We start from the raw sequence: 23305 nt of genomic DNA, 5'->3' as shown, positions 1-23305 counted from the left end.
GGACCGAAGGAGCCACAAGACATGAAGACCTTCACGGTGACCGTCGCCGGCACGGAGCGATTCGACGGAGAGGCGCCCTACACCTGGGTTGTGGAGGCATCCGACGTGATGAGCGCCATGAACAAGGCCCTGGCCAACCACGCGCTCTCGCAAGAGCAGCGATTGTGCGACCTGGAAATCGATCCTCTGCACACGTTCGAGGGCCTTCCCCCTGAGAACTGCGGATATCACTGGAACGACCTGCGACCTACTGCCCTGGTAGCGGACGGCGCCGATGGGCGAGATTGAGTACGTGATCAGGCCATTGCCTCAAGGGTGAGGATGCCCATGGATTCCGGCGCGACCGGTAGCAGAGGCCATTCGCGTCTGGGATTTCTGGGTGCAGGCCGATGAGGATGCCGCGCACGAGGTGATCATCAAGGTCAATCGTGCATGCCCCGGGATAGGCGGCCAGCGGACCGAACCCGCAACCGGCGTACAGCACACTTGTCTTTGCGGCCGATCCAGAGATGACCGCAGACGACGTCCGTGAATTCCTTGCCCTCATGGACAGCCTGGGCATCAGCATCTGGCTGGACGGCGGCTGGGCGGTGGACGCCTGTCTCGGCTCCCAGACGAGGTCGCATGCCGATCTGGACATCGCGCTGCAGGAGCGCGACGTGCCGATGGCCACCGCCGCTCTCCGCAGATCGCGGCTACCGGCCGGTACCCCCGCGATGACACCTGCGCGTGGAACTTCGTCATGGGCGACGACGAGGGACACCAGGTGCGCGATCCCGCTTCGTACCACCAAACGGACACGAATCGTGGCTATGCAGTTACAGCCCTTTGGACCTGACACGAGAGGGGCGGATATCGCTCTAAGGTTTACTCCCCCAGGAGATGGAGCCGTCTGATGTCTCACACGCCCAGCGCACCCGCGCAGGTGCACCACCTGAAGGTCACGTTGCAGGATTTCCGTCCGGCAGTATGGCGGCGGCTCCAGGTGCCGTCCTAGGTGACGCTCGGCGAACTGAGCGACATCCTGCAGGACGCCTTCGAATGGGACGGCGATCACCTGCACAAGTTCGACCTCGGCAACGTCAGCTACGTCCCAGAGCTGCTACTGGAACAGCACCACCTCGGCTTCGGTCCCCCCATGATCCATGAGGACGCCGTCCGCCTGGGCCAGGTCGCACCGCGGCCGGGCGTTGTCCTGACCTACACCTACGATCTGGGCGATGACTGGCGGCATCGGATCGAGGTGGAGGACATCGCCCCGGCGGAGCCGGACGCGCTGTATCCGACCTGTCCCGCCGGTCGTGGCCTCGCCCCGGAGGAGGACTCGTACGACTACACCCCGGGCACCTTCACCGAGCCGGAGCGGCTGGCCCTCAACCGACTCTTCCGCGCCAACGGTGCACTGCCTGGGCGCGAACTCCGTATGGCGACCGACAACATCGATCCGGTGTTCACGGCCCTGTTCCCAGGACTTGCCCAGGCCGATGCCGGGGAGCGACTGCTGGAGCCGCGCGAGGTCGCGCCCGTACACCAACTGGCGGAGCAGGCCGCCGCGTCCGCCTTGGTGCGGTGGGCGCTGGCGCTGGCCTAGTGGGTCGGGGCGGGGCGGGCGTTGACTCCCAACAAGGTGCTGCGGCCGGCCGATGCGGTCCAGGCCGAGGCCGACCTCGGGTTGGCCGAACCTCTCTTGCCGGCGATGGCGGAAGCCGATCTTCCCTCCGGGCAGTCCGCGTTCGGCGATTGGGCTCTGCGGCGCAGAGAGCAGGAAGCCGCCCGTAAAGCGGGCGCGTCGAAGAAGAAGCTCCGCAGTGCCAAGGACCTTCCCGCCCTGCATGCTCTGTGGAGCGCGGCGGTCGAGGCCGAGTTGATCGAGATCCGCGGAGCCAAGGCCGTCGTCGGATCCGCCGTACAGGCATGGGAAGACGGCTCGGCCGAGCAGCGGTTGGAGGCGTGGGCGCGGCTGCTGGCCGGGCTGCTGCGCGCCCGTGTCGAAGCAGAGCAGCGCGACCGCTCCTACTTCGGCCGGCAGGCGCCCCAGGACGAGATCCTTCCGATCATCGCCCGGATCCTGGATGACTTGGCGGAACAACCCCTTCCCGTGCTGCTTCCGGCCCTGCCGATCGCCGCGGCCACGGGCGACGTCATGGGCTTGTACGGTCTGACCGACAGCCTCTTCGGCGCCGTGCAGGCCGCGATGAGCGACTGGGCGCTGGCCGGGGTGATCGAGCCGGTCAGCCGACCCATAGACCCTGACGTGGCCGAACGCATGATGAAGGACTTGGAGGCCGGCTTCTACCAGGAACTCGCCCCCGAAGAGACCGAAGAGGAGGATGACGATCCGACAGCCGTTCAGGGGCTGTCCGCCGAGCAATTCGTCCAGACGATCCTGCGGCCCGCGCTCACCGCGGTGCGTGACAGTGCTGTTGTCTGCCGGACCCCGCTGGGGGTGTACGGCGTCCGTCGGCTGCTCGTCGCACATGGGTGGGAGGTAGCAGCGCCATGATGTGCGGGTTTACGCCTCGGCGAAGTGACGCAGTACCGGCAGAGTCAATGGCCCGCCACTACGGTCTTGAGTGCGACGATGGCCAGGCCGAGGATGAGGTTGGCGACTCCGGAGATGACGACGACTCTTCTGGAAGAGCCGATCTTGATTGCGGCCGTAACCGCCCAGCCGACCTGGCTCGCCACCGCGACACACAGCGCCGCCCAAGCCGCGACCGTGTTGGACATGCCAAACCCAGAGGCCATGGCCGCGGCGATCGAGGGCGGGAACGAGGCTTGCGCCAGCGGCCACTCGCGTCTGGCGACCGAGCGCAGGTTTGCCCAGGTGAGGGGCCTGGCGGGGTAACCGGAGCTCACGACCTGGACGTACACATGGGTGATCCAGAACACCACCCCCGTACACACCAGGAGCGTCACGAGCTCCGGCGGGGACGGCGGGCCGCCCTCCGCGGCGGAGCCGGCGACCACGGACGCCGCCAGCAGCGAGCCGTACACGGCACCCCCGAACTCCGCCCGCTCCGCCGCCGCACTCGCCTCACGCCCGTTCATGCCAGCAGTGTCCTTGGACGCCCATTCGATCAGCCGATCGACGGGCCCGGGGATGTACAGACTTGGCGCAGGGCTGCCCAGGATCAAGCCGACATCTCTCAAGAAGGCGATCCTGCGGCCCGCACGCGCTACGCCGCGTGACGGCGCTGTTGTCCGTCTGACCCCGTTGGGAGGTACGGCGTCCGCCGTCTACTCATCGCACCCAGCAGCGTCATGATGTGCGGGTTTGTCTGGGACACCGGAAATGGAGTCGGCCATCGCGTCGTCCTTCGAGAACATGACCTGGACCGAAGAAAGGCGATGGCCGCACACACAGTGTGACGCTCTACCAGTGGCTCGCGAAGCAGAACGAGACAAATGATCAGGCGAGATTGCCAGCCCATGGAGAACCAGTCCGCCCCCGGCGTGCGGACGAAATCCTTCTCCGGATTATTTCCGATGTGGAGAAGCAGCGGATCGGTAGAGGTGCGCGTTCATAGACCATGGACAGCGAAATCTTGCGGCTGGGGGAGCCGGCATCGAAGGTGTCCGCTCCGTCAGCCGCATCCCCTGATGCTGAGCTGGTCGCCTTCTATCGCCAGCATCGGCTCAGTCTGGTGCGGCTCGCGGTGCTGCTGCTCGGCGACCAGGAGACGGCCGAAGACGTGGTGCAGGACGTGTTCGCCCGGCTTCATGGCAGGTGGCGGCCGGGAGTCACGACGATCGCTTATGTCAGGACGTGCGTGCTCAATGGTTCCCGGTCGATTCTTCGCCGCCGAGCGCTCGCGCTGCGACGGGTCGAGCCGGTCGCGGCCCTGGCCGACTCGGCGGAGACCGCCGCGTTGATCGGGGAGTCGCGGCGGGAGGTGCTGCTCGCACTGGCCCGCCTGCCGCGGCGCCAGCGGGAGGCCCTCGTGCTGCGCTTCTACCTCGACCTATCCGACGCCGAGATCGCCGAGGCCATGCGCGTCAGGCAGAGCACCGTCAGATCGATGATCGCCCGAGCCCGGACCAGGCTCCTTCACGAGCTGGGAGACAACGCATGAACAACATTGAAGAGCGACTCCGCGACGCCATGTCGGCTCGCGCGGAGATCGTCCGCGACGATCAACGTCCGTTGCCCGCCCCGCGACCCAGCCACGGCTCCAGGAAGGGCCTGATCAGGGTCGCCGCCGTCACTCTGACCGTCGCCGTGGCAGCCTTCGCGGCAGTAAAGCTCACCGGCCCCTCGCTGGAACCGCAGGAAAGCATTGTCGCTATGTCACAGAGCAGCACGGTGCCATCTGAAGGGCCCGAGGTCGCGGTCTTCCTATGCAAGGACGGCGACGTCCGCGCGAGTTGCGCGGGCGGCGAAATCACCGCGGCAGAACGGAAGAATCTCCAGCTGGCGCTGGAGGCCCGGCCCGAGGTGGAGAGCATCCGTTTTGAGGACCAACAGCAGGCCTGGGACAAGTTCCGTCGAGAGTACGAAGACAACCCCCAGCTCCTGAAGGCGACAACCCTCACGGACATGCCCGACTCCTTCCGCGCCCGGATCAGGGCGGGTGCCGACTTTTCGGCCGTGGCCCAGGCCGCGAGTGAACTGCCCGGCGTGTCCGTCAGCGTCGACCAGGCTTGCAACCTCGACAACGCCCCTCCCTGGGGGTTCATCAGGAGGCTCCTGGGAAGAGCTGAACAGTGCCTCTTCCCCGGCAAGGGACGGTGACCAGGAGATCCCCTGGTGCGGGCGGTGAGTGCGTTATCACCGTGACGGTAGGGGCCGTTCTCATCTTCGCGTGATTACTTAGCGTATGCGATCGCAACTCAACGCAATCGTGCGAAGTGAAGGGGTCTCCATGCGCAGCATCCTGACCAAGATCCTCACGGCTGGCATCGCCATCGCGGCAGTCGGCGTCGTCGCCCCAGCACCCGCTCAGGCAGCGGACTCGGCCGCCTACTTCGTGATGACCGACGTCACCCGCTCGGAGTTCGTCATCAAACTCACCGATCCCGGCAAGATCCAGCACGCCCGCGATCTGCTCAGCGGCACCACCACGAGCGAACCACATGTCCTCGGACGCATCGACAAGAGACCCGCTCCCTTCAACCCGCGCTGGAGTTACCAGCTGAGGCCCGAAACGGTCGGCTTCTTCGACTTCGCCATCGAGGTCTGCGACGCGACCATCCCCTACGTCGAGGATCACCTGGACGAGGCCGGCGGGGCGTTCCTGCCCGGCCTCGTCTGGTGCCCCTGGAGTTCCAAGCTCGTGCGCGAAGTCCAGCAGCCATAGCCCCGGACGTCATCTCTCATCGCGGCCCCCGAGACAACCGTTCCGGGGGCCGCCCCATGCCCTGAGAAGATCTCCACCGCGAGCAAGGCCGGCAAGAAATTCAACACGCAAGCTTGACGGATAACTATCCCGCTACAACCGACCCTGTTGACATTCTTCGCGATCTATAACAAGAACGTTGGGTAACTGTCTGAACCCGGGCCGATCGGCGCTACGTACATCGTGGCAATCGACCTCCGGAGACAGCGATGAATATTCGCCATTCAGCTCCCGTTCTTGCCGCTTTAGTCATTTCTGGCGTCGCCGCCTGCGGGAGTGGATCCGCTCAACAATCCCCATGGGCAGCCGGCGGACGGCAGGCACAAACGACTCCAGCCCAGCAAGGGGTGGTCGCCCCGGCGGAGGCCAAGGGAATTCTCGACCGCTACGAGAAGCTGACCGACCAGGCCGTACTTCAGGGAAAAGGGTGGGAGGCCGCGGAGGCCGCGCTCTCCCTGCAGCAGACCAAGGCCGACCAGCGCCTGAAGGCGATGATCGGCAACCGCAGCACGAATCCGATGGAGATACGCAAAACGCGGTTCACCATTCCCAGGAGCGGCGGCGCCAACCCACCGTGGTTCCTGGCCGAATTCACGAAGAAAGGGAGCAAATCCTGGACGCAGGTCATCTTCCAGAAGACGGCCCAGGGGTGGCGCGTGGTCGCGTCCTCCTTCACGGACTCGACGATGAAGACGCCTGCCATAGCCAAGGATCGCGACGGACTCGCCACCGCGCTACCAGTGGACGAGCGCGGAACTCTCGCGCTCTCGCCCCGGCAGGCGGCCCAGTCGCATGTGCGCCTGATCGCCACCGCGGGCGCCGATCCGCGTGCCCGGCAGACGATCGCTCCAGGCGCGTTCACCACCGAGACCGCCGATTTCGTGGCGGCTGAGCGGAAAGGGATGAGAGGGCAGTGGAATGTGCGTTACCAGCTGAAACTCGTTCCGGAGATCTTCGCGCTCAAGACCTCTACCGGTGGGGCCCTCATCTGGTACGGGGCGCTGCAGGGAGACAGCTTCATCGCCCGGCCCGGAAACACGCTTACGGCGAGCTTCGATGATCGCGAAACCGCCGCTCTGAGCCACGGCAAGACCTTCAAGAAGCGGGTCAAGCGCAATAGTGCGACCAGCTATCTCGCCGTCATACCGCCTTCTCGCGGAAAGGTTCGCGTCATCAATGAGTGGTTTTCACTGCTCACCATCACAGGCTCCTGACGTAAGGCATCCCTTCGTACTGAGGATGGGCGATGAACGCCTTGACCTCCCGCAGCGTGAAACCGACGCCTCGCAGCAACAACACCACACCGACCAGCTCGACCGCCGATGGCGGATAACGCCGCTGGCCTGAGACCCGGGCCGCCCAGCTCCGGGTCGAGACCCTCGAGCTCGACCCGCCCGTCGCCTGCGTACTCGCCAACAATCCATGACCTCGACCTCAGCGGGCGCGGAGGTACGCGTCCAGGTCGGCGGCGCCCTTGAGCATGGCGCGGCCTCGGGCGGACAGGCGGGCCTGCCAGTCGCGCAGGGTCGCCTCCAGCGGGGCGACGCCTCCGGCGGAGCGGACCTGGGCGATCAGCGGGGCGATCTGCTCCAGCAGGTAGCCGCCCCGCCTGAGCTGGTGGGCCAGCCGGACATCCCGTACGTCGGCCGCGCTGTAGATCCGGTAGCCCGTCTGCGGATCGCGGCGCGGCTGGATCAGTCCGGCGTTCTCCCATTTGCGCAGAGTGGCAGGGCGGATGCCGAGCCTGCGCGCCAAGGGGCCGATGAAGGTGTCGCCGCGCTCCTGCGGCACCGGCGCCAGATCGCGGAGCGCGGCTTCGACGGCCTGGAGGGTACGTCGGTCGTCGAGGAGCTGACCGTGACTCTCGTCGATGAGCCGCAGCGCGTCCTCGGTGGCACCCCGGTTGACCGCCTGCATGATCGACGTGGCCGTCTGGTGACCGTGCCCGGGCATGAGGGCGAGGAACGCGCGCAGGGCTTGCGCGTGCAGCGGCGTATAGGTGCGATAGCCGTGAACGGTGCGTTCGGCGGCGGGCAGGATGCCGGCGTCCTCGTAGTTCCTGATCGCCTGGGTGGACAGGCCGTGCTCGCGCGCCAGGTCCACTGGCCTCATGGATGCATCACCGATTGAAGGTTTGTCGCAAAGGAGCAGGGATGAACGAGGAAAAGTTTACATCGAAAGTTTAACGATACCGTTTAAGTCATGGATATCAAGGACACCGCCCGTCCGCTCGACGGCGTGAGCATCTCGGCGTTCCTCAAGTCCCTGCCCGCCAAGCCCCTGCTGCTCGGCCTGGGCGAGGCCCGGCACTTCGTGCAGGAGTTGGGCGAAGTACGCAACGAGATCTTCCGGCATCTGGTCGAGCACGAGGGCTACCGGTCGTTCGCCATCGAGAGCGACTGCCTCATGGGCCTTGTGGTGGACGACTACATCACCACAGGCAACGGCACGCTCGACGACGTCATGGAACGCGGCTTCAGCCACAACTTCGGCACCTCCCCGGCCAACCGCGAGCTCGTACGCTGGATGCGCACGTACAACGAGGACCATGCTGAAAAGCTCCGGTTCTTCGGCTTCGACGGCCCGCTGGAGTATTGGGCGGCGAGCCCGCGCCAGGCGCTCACCGGCCTCTACGACCTCCTCGACGGCCCGCTCCTCGGCACGGTAGTGACCAGGGAAACCCTCGATACGCTGCTGGGCCCGGACGACCGGTGGTCGAACGAGGCCGCGGCCATGGATCCGTCCCTGTCGATCGGCCAGTCCGCCGACGCCCAGCGGCTGCGGCTGATCGCCGACGACCTGGTGGCCCTGCTCGACACGCAGGCGCCGGGGCTGAGCGCGGAGGACAGGGAGCGGGCGGCACTGTACGGGCGCACCGCCGTCGGCCTGCTCCGCTACCACTACTGGATGGCCGACGCGTCCCCGGCACGGTGGACCCGGCTGTCGGCCCTGCGGGACGCGATAATGGCCGCGAACCTGCATGCCATCGCCGAGCACGGCCCGGCCCTGGTCTTCTCCTCCAACCTCCACCTGCAGCGGAACAAGAGCTTCATGTCGTTCGGCGACCAGACGCTGGAGTGGTGGAGCGCGGGGGCGATCACCGGAACGCAGCTGGGCGACCGGTACGCCTTCCTGGCATCAGCTCTTGGCACGGTCGGCGACGACACCCCATCCCCGGACACCGTCGAGGGCATCCTGTCCACGCTCCCGTGGGACCACTCCCTCATCGACGCCCGCCGGCTGGCCGAGGCCGTCACGAAGCCCACCAAGCGCGTCTCCCAGGATTTCGCTTACTTCCCGCTGGACCCGGCCCAGCTCGACATGATCGACGGCGTCGTCTACCTCAAGCAGGCCGTCAGGCTGTCAGGCTGGCCCGACAGGGGATGAGCCGGCAGGGGATGAGCCGGCAGGGGATGAGCCGGCAGCGGTGGCGAGGCGGGTGGAGAGGACGCGGATGCGGTCGACGAGTTCGGGCGGCTCGTGCACCTCGAAGTCGATGTCCATCAGCGCGACCCAGACGGCGAGTTCGTCAAGGTGGTTCGCCCCGCTGGACAGCGCGCAAGAGCGCTCGTTGATCGGCTCGATCGTCCCCGTCGTGGCCTGCATGTGCTCGGCCACGACCTCGGCCGGCGCGTACATCGTGAAGCGACCCTGATACCGATAGGGCGCGCTGGAGATCGACCGGGACATGTAGGCCGCCAGGTCGGAGTCGGGAGGGTCGCGGGGGACGTACCGCGGCCCGTTCGGCGTCCGCAGGCTCAGGCGGTCGATCCGGTAGGTACGCCAGTCGGCCCGGTCGGTGTCCCAGCCCACCAGATACCAGTGCCGCCCCGAATGGACGAGCCGATAGGGCTCGGCCGCGCGGACGCTCTCCTCCCCGTCGTGCGTCCGGTAGTCGAACCGCAGGGTCTCGTGGTCGCGGCAGGCGGCGGCGATCGCGGTCAGTGACGCCGGGTCCACCACCGAACCCGCCCGCCCCATCGGCACGGTCATCGACTGCAGCGCGTGTACCTGATGCCGGAGCCGGGACGGCAGCACCCGCTCCAGCTTGGCCAGCGCCCGCACGGAGGTCTCCTCGATCCCCGACACCGAGCCCCCGGCCGCCGTGCGCAGGCCCACCGCGACCGCCACCGCCTCCTCGTCGTCCAACAGCAGCGGCGGCAGGTCCGTACCCGCGCCGAGCCGGTAACCGGGCGCGCCCGCGATGGCGTGCACGGGATAACCGAGCTCGCGCAGCCGCCCGATGTCACGGCGGACGGTCCGCACGGTCACGCCGAGCCGCTCGGCCAACTCCACTCCCGAGCGCTCCCGATGGGTCTGCAGGAGCGAGAGCAGTCTGAGCAGCCGGGCCGATGTCTCCAACATGCTCTCCAGATTGCCCCATTCCTAGGACCGCTCCTGACCTAGCTCGTTCCTAGTGTGTTCTCCATGACGTTCACCACGGAGATCAGTCCGTTCCGCATCGATATCCCGCAGTCCGCGCTCGACGACCTGCACGACCGGCTGGCGCGCACCCTCTGGCCCGACGAGCTGCCCGGCGTCGGCTGGTCGTACGGCATCCCGGTCTCGTACGTACAGCGGCTGGCCGAGTACTGGCGCACCGGGTACGACTGGCGCAAGCACGAGGCGGCGCTCAACGAGTACCCCCAGTTCACCACCGAGATCGACGGCCAGAATGTCCATTTCCTGCACGTGCGGTCCCCCGAGCCGGACGCGCTGCCGCTGGTCCTCACCCACGGCTGGCCCGGCTCGATCGTCGAGTTCATGAAGATCATCGGCCCGCTCACCGACCCGCGCAGCCACGGCGGCGACCCCGCCGACGCCTTCCACGTCGTCGCCCCGTCCATCCCCGGCTTCGCATTCTCCGGCCCCACCCGCGAGACCGGCTGGGATCTGAGCCGGGTCGCCCGCGCGTGGGCCGAGCTGATGAGCCGCCTCGGCTACGAGCGCTACGGCGCCCAGGGCGGCGACAGCGGCTCGGTCATCTCCCCCGAGCTCGGCCGCGTCGCCCCCGACCGGGTGGCCGGCGTGCACGTCAACGGCGCGCTCGGCTTCCCGAGCTTCGACCCGGCCGAGATGGAGGGTCTGACCGAGGCCGAGCTGGCCCGCATGCAGCAGTACGCCGACAACGACCGTTCCGGCTACGCGATCATCCAGGCCACCCGGCCGCAGACCGTCGCCTTCGGCCTGCACGACTCCCCCGCCGCCCAGTTGGCCTGGATCGTGGAGAAGTTCAAGGAGTGGACCGACCCCGCGCACGACCTGCCCGAGGACGCGGTCGACCTTGACCAGATGCTCACCGACGTGACGATCTACTGGCTGACCCGCACCGCCGCCTCGTCCGCCCGGCTCTACAAGGAGGGCTCGGCGCAGTGGGGAACGCCGGTCGAGCGCTCGGAGGTCCCGCACGGGGTCGCGGTCTTCCCCGGCGACGGCGGAATCCGGCGGATCGCCGAACGCGAGCACAACGTGATCCACTGGTCGGAGTACGACCGGGGCGGCCACTTCGCCGCCATGGAGGCCCCTGACCTGCTGGTTGACGACGTGCGGGCATTCTTCCGGAAGGTCCGTTGACTCCAGCCTGCGTCAAAGCCGTCGACGCGGGCCGATGGGGGTCTCGGGCGCGTCGAGCCAAAGCTGTTGCCCTTCGGGGGTTACGGTCATGCCGAATCGCTCAAGACCCGGCTCGCCCCAGCTCACCCACCGAAAGTACGCGTCTGTCACCTCCTCCCAGAGGTGGCGGTCGCCGAGCTCGTACACCCAATGCTCGCCGTCGGGCTCATAGATGCCGACGCCCCAACGGCCAGGATCGCCGGGATCGACGAGGAACAACCGTTTCTCGTCGTCGAGGCGCACGCGGAGACCGGTGAGGGCCGACATCACCAGGTTGGCTCCGGCCGGCGCGTACGTGATCGTGCGGGGGTCCACCGTGGTGGTGAACCGCCGGCCGCTCCCGTCGTCCGGATCACCCTTGGTAGCGCTCTGCGAGCGCATCATCATGTACGAGGCGTAGCCCGGGAACCGCCCGATCGCGCTGCCGTCCGGGAGAACAACGAGCCGTATCGAGTGGTCGGTGTCGAACCCGGTCGAGAACGGCGTGACAACGACCGCGCCCGGGCGGCACTGCGCGATCCAGGCGTACGGAACGGTGTGCACCGCGCACGTCACGTGCACGCGGTCGTACGGCGCTCCCTCGGCCCAGCCTTCCGCCCCGTCACCAACGACCAGGTGCGGGTGCACACCGGCCGCAGCCAGGTTCTTTGCCGCCTGCTCGGCGACGGCCTGGTCGACCTCGATCGACGTCACCCGCGACGCGTCGCCGACTAGGTGAGACAACAGCGCGGCTGTCCACCCGGTACCGGTGCCCACCTCGAGTACACGGTGCCCAGGGTCGGGGTCGAGCTGCGTGAGCAGGTCGACCACTGTGCCGGGGGCCGAGTTCGACGAGGTGTAAAGCCCTTCCACGTCGCGGATGTCCGTCGCGCCCTTGTCGAGCTGCGTCACGATGGGGGCCCTGCCATACACGGCCGCCCACCATGCCTCGGGATCGCTGCCCCGGTCGATCAGCTCGGGGCCGGCGTCCGTCGTGGCCACTCCCACCGGGGGCACGTACAGGTGGCGCGGCACCGCGTGTAGCGCGTCGATGATCGTGCCCCTGATCGGGGCACGAGTTCTGCTGATCGCCGCGATCATGCCCTCGACACTGGCATCGAGCTCGGCCGTCACTTGCCCTTGCCCTTCCCATCTCCCTCGTGCTTGCCGCCGCTACCGTCTCCGTCACTGGTGCTCTTCTCCTTGTCGGGAAGCTCGAACGGCTTCAATGACGGCTTTTCGCCCTCGTGCTTACCTGCCATGTGGGGGCCTTCCCTTGCCTTGAAACGAACGGGTCGCCGCGACCATACGACTACTGTCCGTTACCGACAAGAGGCCATTCAGTTAGGTGAGGCAGACCCCCGCGCGGCTCGTCCTGGCCGCGGGACAGGATGGGAACGAGCTAGACGGTCACCGCGCCGGCTCTCGTTCAGTGTTTGCGTTTCTTGCCGTGGCCGCGGGGGCGCCCGCGCGATCCCGGGGCGTTGCCGGGTACGAGGCGTAGCGGGTGGGCGCGGGCCGACCGGGCCACGAGCTCGCCCAGCTCCGCCAAGCCAACGGTGTCAGGATGCCCAGAGCCTGCGGCAGCCTCGATCACTTCCGTCGCATCCTTTCCCGCCATGTCGGTGACCTGCTGGAGGACGGCCTCCCGGTCCCCCGAGTTCGAGGAGGTTGAGCAGCCCTTCCGCCAGCAGCAGCAGTTGCTCGCGATCTTCGAGGGACTCGGGCGGGAGGTCTTCGCCGTCGAGCAGCGCGGTCAGAGCGAGGGGGCCGAGGACGGGGTCGGCGCGCAGGCTCCGGAGCATCGACAGGCCGTCAGGCAGGACTTCCGTCAGGACGCCGAGCATGGCCGAAGCCCGCGTGCGGAAAGGACAGTCGCGTACGGCCTGCAGCAGCGTCTCGACGTCCTGCCCCGGCACCGCCAGCCAGCCGGACAGCTCGACGGCGGCCGCCTCGGGCGGGTAGTGCTGGGCGAGCAGGCCGAGGAGTGCGGCGGGCGGTGCGGTGGCCAGTTCGCCGATCAGCGGGGCGTCGCGGCCGTCGGCGAGCAGGCGTTCCCGGGTGGCCCGCAGGCCCAGCGGCGTCAGGCGGGCCAGAAGGAGGTCGGGCTCGGCGAGGCGGGCGAGCAACCGGGCGGCCGCCTCCGGGCCCAGGGGCTGGTCTTCCTCGGTGAGATCGCTGGAGTACAGCTCGTCGGCCGGCCCATGACTCAGCTCCACGGCGCCGAGCGCGGACAACGCCTCGAACGCCGCCACCAGATCCCGATCGACCTGCCGCCGCCACACCTCCTCCTGGAAACCGCCGGCGTCGATCACGTAGTACTGCCGGCAGGCCAGCCACACCGTCTCTTGAAAGCGGACCACGGGGGCGGGACCGGGTAGGCCGTACATCGAGTTCAGGACGTCCGGAAGCAGTTCCTCGAAGGAATCCACGACCATGGAGGAAGAGCTGCCCCACATGGCGGGTGCCCCGACCACGCTGCCCAGCTCGAAGAACACCTCGAACGCGCGGTTCAACAGGGCTTCGGGATCGCGCAGGAGCGGCACGGACTTGGCCACCCGGTACAGCCGTCCCTTGCTCGTACGGATCAGGCGCGCCTTCTTCGCCCAGGTGAGCAGCAGGTTCACCCGTGGCAGTTCGACGGCGCTGCGGAAGCGGAGGTTCTCCTCGCCGGTCTCCAGCAGCACCACCAGTTCGCGGGCGTCGGCGGGCCGGAGATTCCCCGATGCGGTGAGTGGTCGCCCGTCCGCGCCGGCCCAGTCCGCCAGGGCGGCGAGTTGCCGTACGATCTCGCTCCGCGCCGCCGCCTCGGCGAGTTCGGTCGCGGGCGGGAGGGCGATGGGCGGCTGGGCGAACGCGCGCTCCTCGTCCGGACCCGGCTGGGTGAACCGGGCCTCCACCAGCCTGTCGAGGACCTCGGCGTCGAACGTCACCCGCCCGGCGTCGACGTCCCGCTGAAACTTCTCCACAGCCCGGCGATTCTCGAGATCGACACCCCTGTCGAGCGCGGCCTGCGTCCAGAACTTCGCGACGCTCTGGCGGAGGGGATCGTCCAGCGCCGCGGTGTACTCGGCCTGGGTCACGGCGGACGACAGGTCCGCCACCGCGGTGCCGCGCGGGTCACGCAGACCCGACGCGTCGAGGTAGCGCAGGAAGGTCAGGAGACTTTCCGGCGCGGCCTCGAGTATGTCCCGAGGAGCGACGACGTAGTGCGGGACCCATTCCAGCAGGAAGCGCCGCACCTGTTCGGTGTCCCAGTAGGCCAAGCGGCCGTCGCGGCTGCGGTGGCGCGATTCCAGGGCCGCCGCCAGCACCGTCTCGTCGGCGGCCAGGCCGCGTTCGTCCGCCCAGGCGAGGCAGCGGCGGGTCAGCAAGTCCGCGGCCGCCTCGAACTCGTCGGTCTCGTCGGGTTCGAAGAAGGTCCGTGTCATGGTCGTCCCAGGCTAGCCAGCCGGGCTGTCTGGCACCGGTCGTTCTTCCATTGGAGTGTCCCGGGCGAGGGCTGGACGATCACCGCGCCCCTTTGCGAAGGATCGATCTCCCAACCGTCGATCGGCGATCCTGCGTACGCGCGGCCCGCGAAACAGGGAAAATAGAGTCCGCGAAACAGGGAAAACTCGGCCCGCGAAACAGGGAAACCGGCTCTGCTTCGCAGTCTATTTGCAGGTGGGGGCAGTATGGATCTTCTTCCTCGGCTCGCGGCCGACTCTCTCAAGGAGCTTCTCGCAGAGCTCAGGGTCGTCATCATCAACGGGCCGCGCCAGTCCGGCAAGACAACGCTGCTCCAGTCCTGCCGACGGTTCGGCGAAGCCACGTTCACCACCCTCGACGATCCCTCAGAGCTCGCCATCGCCAAGGACGATCCGCGCACCTTCGTACGCAGACGGCCCCGACCGGCAGGCGTTCATCGACCCAGGGGCCTTCACCGGTCGCCAGTCGGCATGGACGCGTGAGGACTACATCCACCTCATCAGCCAGGGCAGCTATCCGGAAGTCCTGCGCCTGAACTCGCCGGTGGCGATTCGGGCGTGGTTCCGCGGCTACCTGGACACCGTGATCTCGCGCGACATCCGCGAGTTCGCCCATGTCAACAAGGCCCAGGCGATCCCCGATCTGATCGCTCTGGTCGCGGCCCGAGCCGGCGGCCAGGTTGTCCTCGCCCATATCGCCCAAGGTCTGGGGCTGGACGTCGCAACCGTGCGTACATATCTGGCCTACCTGGAAACCGTGTTCCTGGTCGCGACGGCGCCCGCATGGTCCAACAACCTCAGCTCACGGGTGACCCACGCGCCCAAGACCTATGTGACCGACAGCGGATTGGCTGCCCATCTCATGGACGTGGATGCGGAGTCGCTCCTTGCCCCTGGTCATCCCGCCCTCGGCGGACTACTGGAGACTTTCGTTTTCGCAGAGCTTCTCAAGTTGTCGACCTTCGCTCGCCGACATGTCACCGTACGACACTATCGGGACAGGGAGCAGCGCGAAATCGACTTCATCCTCGAACGCCGTGACGGCACTGTGGTCGGCATCGAGGTCAAGGCGTCGGCCACGCCAAAGAGCGAGGACGCCAAGCACCTGCGCTGGCTGCGAGACAAGCTCGGCGACAGGTTCCGTGCCGGGTATGTCCTGCACCTCGGTGCGACGAACCTCCCGTCAGGGGATCGAATCTTCTTCTCGCCACTGTCGATCCTGTGGAACCACATGGGACCGGATACGGTCACGCCGAGTCTGCCGTCCCGCCGCTAGGTCGCGTCCGCAGCGGTCGGCTTCGACGGGCGCGATCCGATCCGCTCTTTGCCTCTGTAGAGCCCCCTTCGCGGCAAACGGAGTTCGTGGCCGCCCGTAGTACAAGCCTGTTACGCACGGCTTACCTGACCTGCGGTTCGCTCGGGGAAGCCGAAGATTTTGCCGCAGACCGCGCTGGAGCGGGCGGGCATGCACTGGGACAGGCTGTGCCGGGGCGGCGACCCTAAGCCCTACATTCGGCGGGTCATCGCCAATCTGGCGATCGTGCGATTGATTCCTTGCTCGGCTGCCCCGTCGGCACGGTCAAGAGTCAGACGTCCAAGGCGCTGAAACGCCTGCGCGCGCAGACTGGCGGCGAGTGTCACCGCGGCCGCCGCTGTCGTGCTGTGCGCGGCGGCGCAGCGGGTCGTCGGCGAGCCAGTTGGCTCGTCAGATGCGCAGCTCCTTCAAGCTCACGCTGCGGCAAGCCATCGTTACTCAGGTATTGCGCCTCAACGCTGCTCTAACGCGTCGTGAAGGCGCCGCCGTTGACGTGGATGGTCTGCCCTGTGATGTGGTGGGCACCGGGCGAGGCAAGGAAGAAGACGGTTTGTGCGATGTCACTGGGCGTGCCAGGCCGCTTGAGCAGCGTCTCATCGACGAGCGCCTGGTGGCGCGCCTCCGTCATGCCGCCGCCGAAGAAGTTGGTGCCGGTCACATAGCCGGAGGAGATGACATTGCAGGTGATGTCGCGCGGGCCGAATTCGGCTGCGAGCATGGCGTTCCAGGCAGCCAGTGCGGCCTTGGCCGCGCCATAGGATCCGCCGCCACGTTCTGCGCCGATTGTGCCGATGCTGATAATCGAGGAGCCTGCGGTCAGCTTGTCGCGAACCGCGGCGGTGGTGAGGACCGCGGTGAGTACATTGGTCGACACGCTTGACTGCCATTCCGCGGCCAGCGCCGCCAGGGGCGGCGTCCCGGCCGGCGGCGTCTCCGGCAGGCCCCCGGCGGTGTTGACGAGCACGTCGAGCGGGCCGTCCAGACGGTCGCCGAGTTCGGTGAGCTGGTCGGGCATGGTCGCGTCGCAGGCGATGCCGTGTACACCCAGCTCCTTGGCGGCCGGCTCGACGGTGTCGGGGCGGCGGCCGGTGATGTAGACCTCGGCACCGTCGGCCGCGAAGAGCTCGGCGACGGCGCGCCCGATGCCGCTGGTGCCTCCGGTGACGAGCACAGTCCTGGTCATGTTCCCTCCTAAGCGAGTAATGTTGTTTAGACCTAAACATAGCGGAGGATAGACAGTGACCGACGACGCGCCCAGCCCGGCGGAGATCGCGGCGGCGTGGCAGCGCGAGCGTCCAGGCACGCCTACGGACTCCATCGAGATCGTCACGCCCATCTGGCGGCTGGCGAAGATGTTCGCCGACGACCGCGCCCGTGTCCTGCGCGCAGCCGGCATCGACGCGGCCACGCTCGACCTGCTGTCAGTGATCCGCCGCTCCGGCCCACCGTACACACTGTCCACTCGCGAGCTGGCCAGCCGCACCCTGGTGACGGCCGGTGCGATCTCTCAGCGCGTCGCCCGCGCCGAACGTGACGGTCTGGTACGGCGAGCGCCGGGAATCACCGGCCGTAAAAGCGTCAATGTGTCGCTGACAGACGAAGGACACATGCTCATCGAGCGATCGGTCGACTCGGTGCTCAGCCGCGAGGCCAGCCTGGTCGCGGACCTGCCCAAAGAAGAACGGGACACGCTCGTCGATCTGCTGGCAAAGCTGACAGCGAACGTCCAGCGACGGCAGGGGCTATAGCGCGGCGTTCCTCGCCACCTCAAAACTGCTGGGTTTCTGCGGTCAGCTGGTCAGGCCGCCTCGTACTCCTCGCTCTCGTCCGGTTCGAAGAATGTCCGTGTCATCGCGTCCCAGGTTGGCCACCCAGCAGGCTCCCCGTCAGACGGTCACCGCGCCGTCCGAGGCGGACCTGACGGTCGCCGCGTACTTGGCCAGCACGCCCCGCTCGACCGGCCGCTCCGGCCGTACCCAGGCGTCCCGCCGCAACCCCAACTCCTCCTCCGGCACGCTCAGATCAAGCGTCCCCGCCGCGCTGTCGATGACGATCACGTCGCCGTCGCGCACCAGCGCGAGCGGCCCGCCCACGTACGCCTCGGGCGCGACGTGCCCGATGACCATGCCATGCGAGACCCCGCTGAACCGCCCATCGGTGACCAGTGCCACCGAATCCCCCAGCCCCTGACCGACGAGCGCACCCGTGATCGACAGCATCTCCCGCATCCCAGGTCCCCCGGCCGGGCCCTCGTAGCGGACGACGATCACGTCGCCCGGCAGGATGCGCCCCTCCTGGATCGCCGAGAAACAGGCCTCCTCGCCGTCGAACACCCTGGCCGGGCCCTCACGCCGGAAATCCGCCTTGCCGCTGAGCTTGAGCACGCACCCGTCAGGGGCGAGCGAGCCGCGCAGGACGGCCAGCGCCCCGCGCGCCTTGGCGGGGTTCTCGACGGTCGTCACCACCTGCTGCCCCGGCGCCTCCTCCGCCGCCGCGGCGACGTCGGCGTACGTACGGCCGTCGACCAGGGCGGCGTCCGAGCGCAGCAGACCCGCTTCCAGCAGCCGCCGGGCCACCAGCGAGGTGCCGCCCGCACGCCACAGGTCGGCGGCGGTGTGCGGGCCGCTGGGCATGAGCCTGGTGATGATGGGGACCTGGCGGCAGATGGCGCCGATCTCGTCGACGCGCAGCGGCAGTCCGGCCTCGCGGGCGATGGCGAGCAGGTGCAGTACGGCGTTCGTCGAGCCGCCCATGGCGGCCACCGAGACGATGGCGTTGTGCAGGGCGTCCTCGGTGAGGATGCGCGAGGGCCTGGCGTCGCGGGCCAGCGCGTCCATGACGATCTCGCCGACGCGCTCGGCCGCGGCGTTCTTCGTCTCGGCGACGGCCGGGATGTCGCCGATGCCGAACGGGGCCAGGCCGAGGAAGTCGACGACGGAGGCCATCGTGTTGGCGGTGTACTGGGCGGCGCAGGTGCCGGGGCCCGGACACGCGTACTTGGCCAGGTCGTCCACGTCGGCCTGGTCGAGCCGGCCGACCGCGCGCTCGCCGAGGGCCTCCCACATGTCCTGGATGGTGACGTCCCGGTCGCGCCAGCGGCCGGGCATCATGCTGCCGCTGTAAAGGACGACGGCGGGTACGTCCAGGCGGGCCAGCGCCATGATGCCCGCCGGTACGGTCTTGTCGCACCCCACGATGCACACCAGCGCGTCGAACCCGTGTGCCCGGCCCATCAGCTCGATCGAGTCAGCGATGATCTCGCGACTCACCAGCGAGGCGCGCATGCCCGGCGTGCCCATGGTGAGGTTGTCGGAGACGGCGATCGTGTTGAACTCCATCGGCGTGCCACCCGCCCTGCGCACCCCCGTGGCGACATGGGCGGCCAGTTCACGCTGGGTGAGGTTGCAGGGCATCGTGCCGGTCCAGGTGGAGGCGATGCCGATCATCGGCCGGCGCATCTCCTCCTCCGACATTCCCATGGCGTACAGGTGAGAGCGGGCGGGTGCGCGGTCCGGATCATCGGCGATGCTCATGCTGCCACCTTACGAACGAGCCGGCCGTACGGATCACTGAGGGTCCCAGGCGCGCGCCTCCCCTGGCTTCATGCGGAGGTACGCCCAGGTCAAACCTTGACAAAAATAATTGTCGGTGAGAGGCTACAGTCACCTGACAAGGAGACGGACATGGACAAGGTCACTTCCAAAGACGGCACCCAGATCGCCTACGACCGCATCGGCCAGGGCCCGGCGGTCATCCTCGTCGACGGCGCGCTCTGCCACCGCGCGGCCGGCCCGAACCCGGCGCTGGCCAAGGAGCTGGCTCGCAGCTTCACCGTCTACACCTACGACCGCCGGGGGCGCGGCGACAGCGGCGACACCGCGCCGTCCTCCCCCGAGCGCGAGATCGAGGACCTGGCCGCGTTAGTGGAGGAGGCGGGCGGCACCGCCTTCCTGTACGGCATCTCCTCCGGCGCGGCGCTGGCCATGGCGGCCGTCGAGAGCGGGCTGCCGGTGTCGAAAGTGGCCGTCTACGAGGCGCCGTTCGTGGTCGACGACACCCGGCCGCCGATCCCGGACGACTACCTGCGGCAGCTCGAAGAGATGGTGGCCACCGGCCGCCGGGGCCAGGCGGTCAGCTACTTCATGCGCAAGGGCGTCAACCTGCCGGGCGTGGTCGTCGCCATGATGCGCTTCATGCCCGCCTGGTCCGGCCTCAAGGCCATGGTCCACACGCTGCCCGGTGACGTCTCGTTCGTGGCCGACTACGAGCGCGGCAAGCCGCTCCCCGCCGCCCCCTGGGCCTCGGCCAAGATCCCGACCCTGGTGATCTGCGGCGGCAAGAGCCCGGTGTGGATGCGCAACGGCATGCGGGCCTGGGCCGAGGTGCTGCCCAACGCCGAGCACCACACGCTCGACGGCCAGACGCACATCGTCCAGGCCCCGGCCCTGGCACCGGTCCTGGAGGGGTTCTTCCAATGAGATTCCGCGCCGTCGTCCTGCTGGGCGGCAAGACCGCCACGGGCATCGAGGTCCCCGCCGAGGTCGTCGAGGGTCTCGGCGGAAGCAGGCGGCCCGCCGTCAGCGTCACGATCAATGGCTACGGCTACCGCAGCACGGTCGCCCCCATGGGCGGCCGGTACATGCTGCCGCTCAGCGCCGAGAACCGCCAGGGCGCGGGGGTGGCCGCGGGCGACGAGGTGGAGGTCACGCTGGAGCTCGACACCGCGCCCCGGGAAGTGACGGTGCCGGCCGACCTGGCCGCGGCGCTGGACGAGGCTCCCGAGGCCAAGCGCTTCTTCGAAGGGCTGTCGTACTCCCGCAAACTCCGCTGCGTCCTGCAGGTCGAGGGCGCCAAGAAGGCCGAGACCAGGCAACGGCGCGTCGCGGACACCGTCACCCGGCTCGCCAACGGCGAGGGCTGACCGCACTTTTGCGGGTGAAGGGGCGTCTTTGCCAGACGAGTGGGCATATGGGCGCCATGGCAGAGTTCCTGACCGACATCAAGACCATTCGCGAGCGCGCCCGCGCCGAGATCGGCAAGGGCCCGATCACCGACGCCTACGGCGCCGACCTGGAGCGCGTGATCCAGATCTGCAACGAGGCCCTGGCCACCGAGCTGGTGTGCGTGCTCCGCTACAAGCGGCACCACTACACCGCGTCCGGGCTGCAGTCGGAGTCGGTGGCGCAGGAGTTCCTGGAGCACGCGGGCGAGGAGCAGGAGCACGCCGACAAACTGGCGGCCAGGATCGTACAGCTCGGCGGCGCGCCCGACTTCAACCCCGACACGCTCAGCTCCCGCGCCCACTCCCAGTACGACGAGAGCCGCGGGCTGATCGATATGATCAAGGAAGACCTGGTCGCGGAGCGGATCGCGGTGGCCAGCTATACCGAGATCATCCAGTGGCTGGGCGACAAGGACATCACCACCCGCCGGGTGTTCGAGGAGCTCCTGGCGAAGGAGGAGGAGCACGCCGACGACATGCAGAGCCTGCTCGAACGCATTCCTTCCGCCTAAGACCTCCTCACCACTTCACCGGCAGTGACACCAGGCCCGACGTCAGTGAGTCGGCGCGCACCCGCAGTTCCTCGACCGGCACTGCCAGCCGCATGCCCGGAAAACGCGGGATGAGCCGGGCGAACACCGCCTGCAGCTCGATCCGGGCGAGCGGCGCCCCGATGCAGTAGCGGGCGCCGTAGCCGAACGAGACGTGCGCCATCGCCTCCCTGGTGATGTCGAACCGCTCCGGGTCCGCGAACATGTTCTCGTCGTGGTTGGCCATGCCGATGTGCAGCAGGACCAGCTCCCCCGCCCGGACCGTGACCTCGCCGATCTCCAGATCGACGCGGGCGTATCGGGGGATGCCGCCGCTGGCGTTCACCATGGGCACCCGGAGGATCTCCTCGATCGCCCCGGTGAGCAGCTCGGGCTCGGCCAGCAGAGCCTCCCACTGCGCCGAGTTCGCCAGCAGGTACAGCGCGCCCATGCCGATCTGCACGACCGTGGTCTCGTGTCCGGCGAACAGCAGGTTCATGGCTCGCCGGGCGATCTCGTCGTCGTTCGTGTCGGGCAGCGCGACCATGCGAGAGATCACGTCGTCGCCCGGTGTGCGCCGCTTGCGCTCGACGAGGCTCTTGCCGTACTCGTACAGGTCGATCAGGCCCCGCATCGAGCGGGCGTGGTCGGCGGTGTTGCCCGCCGCCTCCGACCAGGCGCGGAACTGCTCCCGATCCTCGTACGGAACGCCGAGCAGCTCGCAGATGACCAGGATCGGCAGCGGCAGCGCCAGCGCCTGGTGGAGATCGGCCGGTGAGCCCTGCCGCTCCAGCTCGTCGAGCAGCTGATCGGTCAGCTCTTCCACGCGCGGACGGAAGGCCCGCATGCGCTTCGGCGAGAAGTGCGGCTGGAACACCGTCCGCATCCTGGCGTGGTCCTCGTGCTCGGTGTCGAAGTCGCCCATCGGGCCACCGAACAGCGCGGACTCGCCGATGCGCGCGGCGTTCTCGGGATCGGGGTGCGAGCGGCCGAGCCGGTCGTCGTCGAGCAGGCGGCGCACCTCCTCGTAGCCGGTCACCAGCCAGGCGTCGTCGCCCGTGCTCGTCTTGACGCGATGCACCGGCCCCTCGGCCTGGAGCGCGCGCAGCAGCGGAGCCGGGCGGAGGAGCTCGGGCTGGTCGAAGGGAAGCTTGTTTACTGGCATGTGTACAACGGTATTTGTAGACTTGAAAGTAAACAAGAGGAGCGCGCATGGAAACCGTCCGGCGAATGCCCCGGGCCGAGCGCCGGGAGCAGATCCTCGACGCCGCGACGCGCGCCTTCGCGGTCGGCGGCTACACGGCCACCGGCCTCGACGATGTGGCCGCCGAGGCCGGCGTCAGCCGGGTGATCCTCTACCGGCACTTCGAGTCGAAGACCGATCTCTACCGGGCGGTGCTCGACCGGGCGGGCTCGCGGCTCGGCGAGCGCGTGGGGGAATCGGGCTTCAGCGACCGGACGATCCCGGCGCTCATGCGGGCGGCCGACGCGGATCCCGACGGGTTTCGGCTGCTGTTTCGGTATGCGGCCCGCGAGCCGGAGTTCCGCGACCTCATCGACGACTTCACCCGCGAGTCCGTCCGGATCGCCCGCCGGCATCTGGCCGCCAGGATCGCCGACCCGAAGTGGGCGGACTGGGCGGCGCGGCTGGTGTTCGCGGTGGCCGTCGAAGGGGTCATCGCGTGGCTGGAGGCCGGACGGCCCGATCCCGACACGGCCGCCGAGCGCGTCTCCCGTGCCGTCCACGGCGTCATCGAAGCGGCTTCCTGAGCTCGAACGCCTTGCCAGAGGCCATCCGGCGAGACTGCTGCGCCAGGAATCGAAAATCTGTTGTGGCGGCGGTAGACATTCGTTGCTGTTGTGGCTAGTGTTTCTCTCATCGCAAGGAACGGATCCACGAGGGCGGCGCACGAGATACCCAGCGTCACGACGAGCCGCCCGGACGAGCGTGGATAGCAGGAGTGACCGGCAGAAGGTCGGACGTGAAGGGCCGAGCAGTCGCAAGGGGCCTGACGCGTGGACGCGCTGCCAGAACGGCCATACGGGCCGCAGCACAA

Annotated in this window: 26 protein-coding genes; 17 read left to right on the top strand and 9 right to left on the bottom strand. The window is 68.2% G+C overall.

The genetic code is table 11. The annotated features are described in order from the left end of the window. Positions 1-21: 21 nt before the first annotated feature. The 4 genes from AB0H88_RS33135 (at position 22) to AB0H88_RS33120 (ending at position 2503) form a co-directional block, all read left to right on the top strand. Entirely contained in the window at positions 22-288 is a 267-nt protein-coding gene (locus AB0H88_RS33135) for a hypothetical protein (protein ID WP_357651423.1), read from the top strand. A gap of 221 nt (positions 289-509) precedes the next feature. Next, complete coding sequence (locus tag AB0H88_RS33130; protein WP_357651421.1) at positions 510-896, top strand: hypothetical protein; 387 nt, start codon at positions 510-512, stop codon at positions 894-896. A 101-nt stretch (positions 897-997) separates the two neighbouring features. Next, a complete protein-coding gene (locus AB0H88_RS33125) occupies positions 998-1591 on the top strand; it encodes a plasmid pRiA4b ORF-3 family protein (RefSeq protein WP_357651419.1) in 594 nt (197 codons plus the stop codon). A 36-nt stretch (positions 1592-1627) separates the two neighbouring features. Next, the gene (locus AB0H88_RS33120) at positions 1628-2503 is read left to right on the top strand and encodes a hypothetical protein (RefSeq protein ID WP_357651417.1); all 876 of its coding nucleotides are present in this window, start codon (positions 1628-1630) and stop codon (positions 2501-2503) included. 44 nt (positions 2504-2547) lie between these two features. Here the strand turns inward: AB0H88_RS33120 and AB0H88_RS33115 are convergent, their stop codons facing one another. Continuing rightward, positions 2548-3051, bottom strand: a complete 504-nt coding sequence (locus tag AB0H88_RS33115) for a hypothetical protein (RefSeq protein ID WP_357651415.1) — start codon at positions 3049-3051, stop codon at positions 2548-2550. Between the two features lie 482 nt (positions 3052-3533). On the opposite strand from AB0H88_RS33115, the gene AB0H88_RS33110 reads away from it, so the two are divergent. From AB0H88_RS33110 to AB0H88_RS33095, 4 genes are all read left to right on the top strand, one after another. Beyond that, entirely contained in the window at positions 3534-4076 is a 543-nt protein-coding gene (locus AB0H88_RS33110) for a sigma-70 family RNA polymerase sigma factor (RefSeq protein ID WP_357651413.1), read from the top strand. Next, complete coding sequence (locus AB0H88_RS33105) at positions 4073-4735, top strand: permease-like cell division protein FtsX (RefSeq protein ID WP_357651411.1); 663 nt, start codon at positions 4073-4075, stop codon at positions 4733-4735. The genes AB0H88_RS33110 and AB0H88_RS33105 overlap by 4 nt, the downstream gene beginning before the upstream one ends. Before the next feature lie 130 nt (positions 4736-4865). After that, on the top strand, positions 4866-5300 hold the full coding sequence (locus tag AB0H88_RS33100) for a calmodulin-binding protein (protein WP_357651409.1): 435 nt from the start codon (positions 4866-4868) through the stop codon (positions 5298-5300). A gap of 248 nt (positions 5301-5548) precedes the next feature. Then, positions 5549-6553 carry a hypothetical protein gene (locus AB0H88_RS33095; protein WP_357651407.1) on the top strand — a complete coding sequence of 335 codons (1005 nt, stop codon included), beginning with the start codon at positions 5549-5551 and terminating at the stop codon, positions 6551-6553. A gap of 220 nt (positions 6554-6773) precedes the next feature. Here the strand turns inward: AB0H88_RS33095 and AB0H88_RS33090 are convergent, their stop codons facing one another. Then, positions 6774-7451 carry a TioE family transcriptional regulator gene (locus tag AB0H88_RS33090; protein WP_357651405.1) on the bottom strand — a complete coding sequence of 226 codons (678 nt, stop codon included), beginning with the start codon at positions 7449-7451 and terminating at the stop codon, positions 6774-6776. A 90-nt stretch (positions 7452-7541) separates the two neighbouring features. On the opposite strand from AB0H88_RS33090, the gene AB0H88_RS33085 reads away from it, so the two are divergent. Next, the gene (locus AB0H88_RS33085) at positions 7542-8726 is read left to right on the top strand and encodes an erythromycin esterase family protein (protein WP_357651403.1); all 1185 of its coding nucleotides are present in this window, start codon (positions 7542-7544) and stop codon (positions 8724-8726) included. Here the strand turns inward: AB0H88_RS33085 and AB0H88_RS33080 are convergent. Then, positions 8703-9704, bottom strand: coding sequence for a YafY family protein (locus tag AB0H88_RS33080; protein WP_357651401.1), 1002 nt, complete (start codon positions 9702-9704; stop codon positions 8703-8705). The two genes, AB0H88_RS33085 and AB0H88_RS33080, sit on opposite strands and share 24 nt — an antisense overlap. 63 nt (positions 9705-9767) lie before the next feature. Here AB0H88_RS33080 and AB0H88_RS33075 point away from each other — a divergent pair, with 63 nt between their 5' ends. Then, the gene (locus AB0H88_RS33075) at positions 9768-10913 is read left to right on the top strand and encodes an epoxide hydrolase family protein (RefSeq protein WP_357651399.1); all 1146 of its coding nucleotides are present in this window, start codon (positions 9768-9770) and stop codon (positions 10911-10913) included. 12 nt (positions 10914-10925) lie between these two features. Here the strand turns inward: AB0H88_RS33075 and AB0H88_RS33070 are convergent, their stop codons facing one another. The 3 genes from AB0H88_RS33070 to AB0H88_RS33060 all read right to left on the bottom strand — a co-directional run bounded on the left by AB0H88_RS33070 (position 10926) and on the right by AB0H88_RS33060 (position 14362). Next, positions 10926-12065 (bottom strand): methyltransferase domain-containing protein, encoded by a 1140-nt coding sequence (locus tag AB0H88_RS33070; protein ID WP_357651397.1) that lies wholly within the window; start codon positions 12063-12065, stop codon positions 10926-10928. Beyond that, positions 12062-12193 carry a hypothetical protein gene (locus AB0H88_RS33065; RefSeq protein WP_357651395.1) on the bottom strand — a complete coding sequence of 44 codons (132 nt, stop codon included), beginning with the start codon at positions 12191-12193 and terminating at the stop codon, positions 12062-12064. Before AB0H88_RS33065 ends, AB0H88_RS33070 begins: the two co-directional genes overlap by 4 nt. A 300-nt stretch (positions 12194-12493) precedes the next feature. Beyond that, on the bottom strand, positions 12494-14362 hold the full coding sequence (locus AB0H88_RS33060; RefSeq protein ID WP_357651393.1) for a hypothetical protein: 1869 nt from the start codon (positions 14360-14362) through the stop codon (positions 12494-12496). Positions 14363-14608: 246 nt separating this feature from the next. Between AB0H88_RS33060 and AB0H88_RS33055 the strand changes: the two genes are divergently transcribed. Together AB0H88_RS33055 and AB0H88_RS33050 are read left to right on the top strand one after the other, a co-directional pair. Next, positions 14609-14884: an AAA family ATPase gene (locus AB0H88_RS33055; protein ID WP_357651391.1), complete on the top strand. Its 276-nt coding sequence runs from the start codon at positions 14609-14611 to the stop codon at positions 14882-14884. Between the two features lie 100 nt (positions 14885-14984). Continuing rightward, complete coding sequence (locus tag AB0H88_RS33050; protein ID WP_357651389.1) at positions 14985-15677, top strand: DUF4143 domain-containing protein; 693 nt, start codon at positions 14985-14987, stop codon at positions 15675-15677. A gap of 502 nt (positions 15678-16179) precedes the next feature. Here the strand turns inward: AB0H88_RS33050 and AB0H88_RS33045 are convergent. Then, positions 16180-16899: an SDR family oxidoreductase gene (locus AB0H88_RS33045; RefSeq protein WP_357651387.1), complete on the bottom strand. Its 720-nt coding sequence runs from the start codon at positions 16897-16899 to the stop codon at positions 16180-16182. A gap of 55 nt (positions 16900-16954) precedes the next feature. On the opposite strand from AB0H88_RS33045, the gene AB0H88_RS33040 reads away from it, so the two are divergent. Further along, positions 16955-17464 carry a MarR family transcriptional regulator gene (locus AB0H88_RS33040; protein ID WP_357651385.1) on the top strand — a complete coding sequence of 170 codons (510 nt, stop codon included), beginning with the start codon at positions 16955-16957 and terminating at the stop codon, positions 17462-17464. Positions 17465-17602: 138 nt separating this feature from the next. Here the strand turns inward: AB0H88_RS33040 and ilvD are convergent, their stop codons facing one another. Continuing rightward, a complete protein-coding gene (ilvD, locus tag AB0H88_RS33035; protein WP_357651384.1) occupies positions 17603-19249 on the bottom strand; it encodes a dihydroxy-acid dehydratase in 1647 nt (548 codons plus the stop codon). Positions 19250-19399: 150 nt separating this feature from the next. Between ilvD and AB0H88_RS33030 the strand changes: the two genes are divergently transcribed. The 3 genes from AB0H88_RS33030 to AB0H88_RS33020 are packed head-to-tail and all read left to right on the top strand — an operon-like array spanning position 19400 to position 21230. Next, positions 19400-20194: an alpha/beta hydrolase gene (locus tag AB0H88_RS33030; protein ID WP_357651382.1), complete on the top strand. Its 795-nt coding sequence runs from the start codon at positions 19400-19402 to the stop codon at positions 20192-20194. Continuing rightward, positions 20191-20637: a YdeI/OmpD-associated family protein gene (locus AB0H88_RS33025; protein WP_357651380.1), complete on the top strand. Its 447-nt coding sequence runs from the start codon at positions 20191-20193 to the stop codon at positions 20635-20637. The genes AB0H88_RS33030 and AB0H88_RS33025 overlap by 4 nt, the downstream gene beginning before the upstream one ends. 56 nt (positions 20638-20693) lie before the next feature. Continuing rightward, positions 20694-21230 carry a ferritin-like domain-containing protein gene (locus AB0H88_RS33020; RefSeq protein WP_357651379.1) on the top strand — a complete coding sequence of 179 codons (537 nt, stop codon included), beginning with the start codon at positions 20694-20696 and terminating at the stop codon, positions 21228-21230. Positions 21231-21237: 7 nt separating this feature from the next. Here AB0H88_RS33020 and AB0H88_RS33015 read toward each other — a convergent pair whose 3' ends face one another. Then, positions 21238-22413: a cytochrome P450 gene (locus AB0H88_RS33015; protein ID WP_357651377.1), complete on the bottom strand. Its 1176-nt coding sequence runs from the start codon at positions 22411-22413 to the stop codon at positions 21238-21240. 47 nt (positions 22414-22460) lie between these two features. Between AB0H88_RS33015 and AB0H88_RS33010 the strand changes: the two genes are divergently transcribed. Then, on the top strand, positions 22461-23018 hold the full coding sequence (locus tag AB0H88_RS33010; RefSeq protein WP_357651375.1) for a TetR family transcriptional regulator: 558 nt from the start codon (positions 22461-22463) through the stop codon (positions 23016-23018). Positions 23019-23305 lie beyond the last annotated feature (287 nt).

Source organism: Nonomuraea sp. NPDC050680, from assembly GCF_040654555.1.
GTDB lineage: Bacteria > Actinomycetota > Actinomycetes > Streptosporangiales > Streptosporangiaceae > Nonomuraea.
This window is presented reverse-complemented; position numbering and strand designations above follow the sequence as displayed.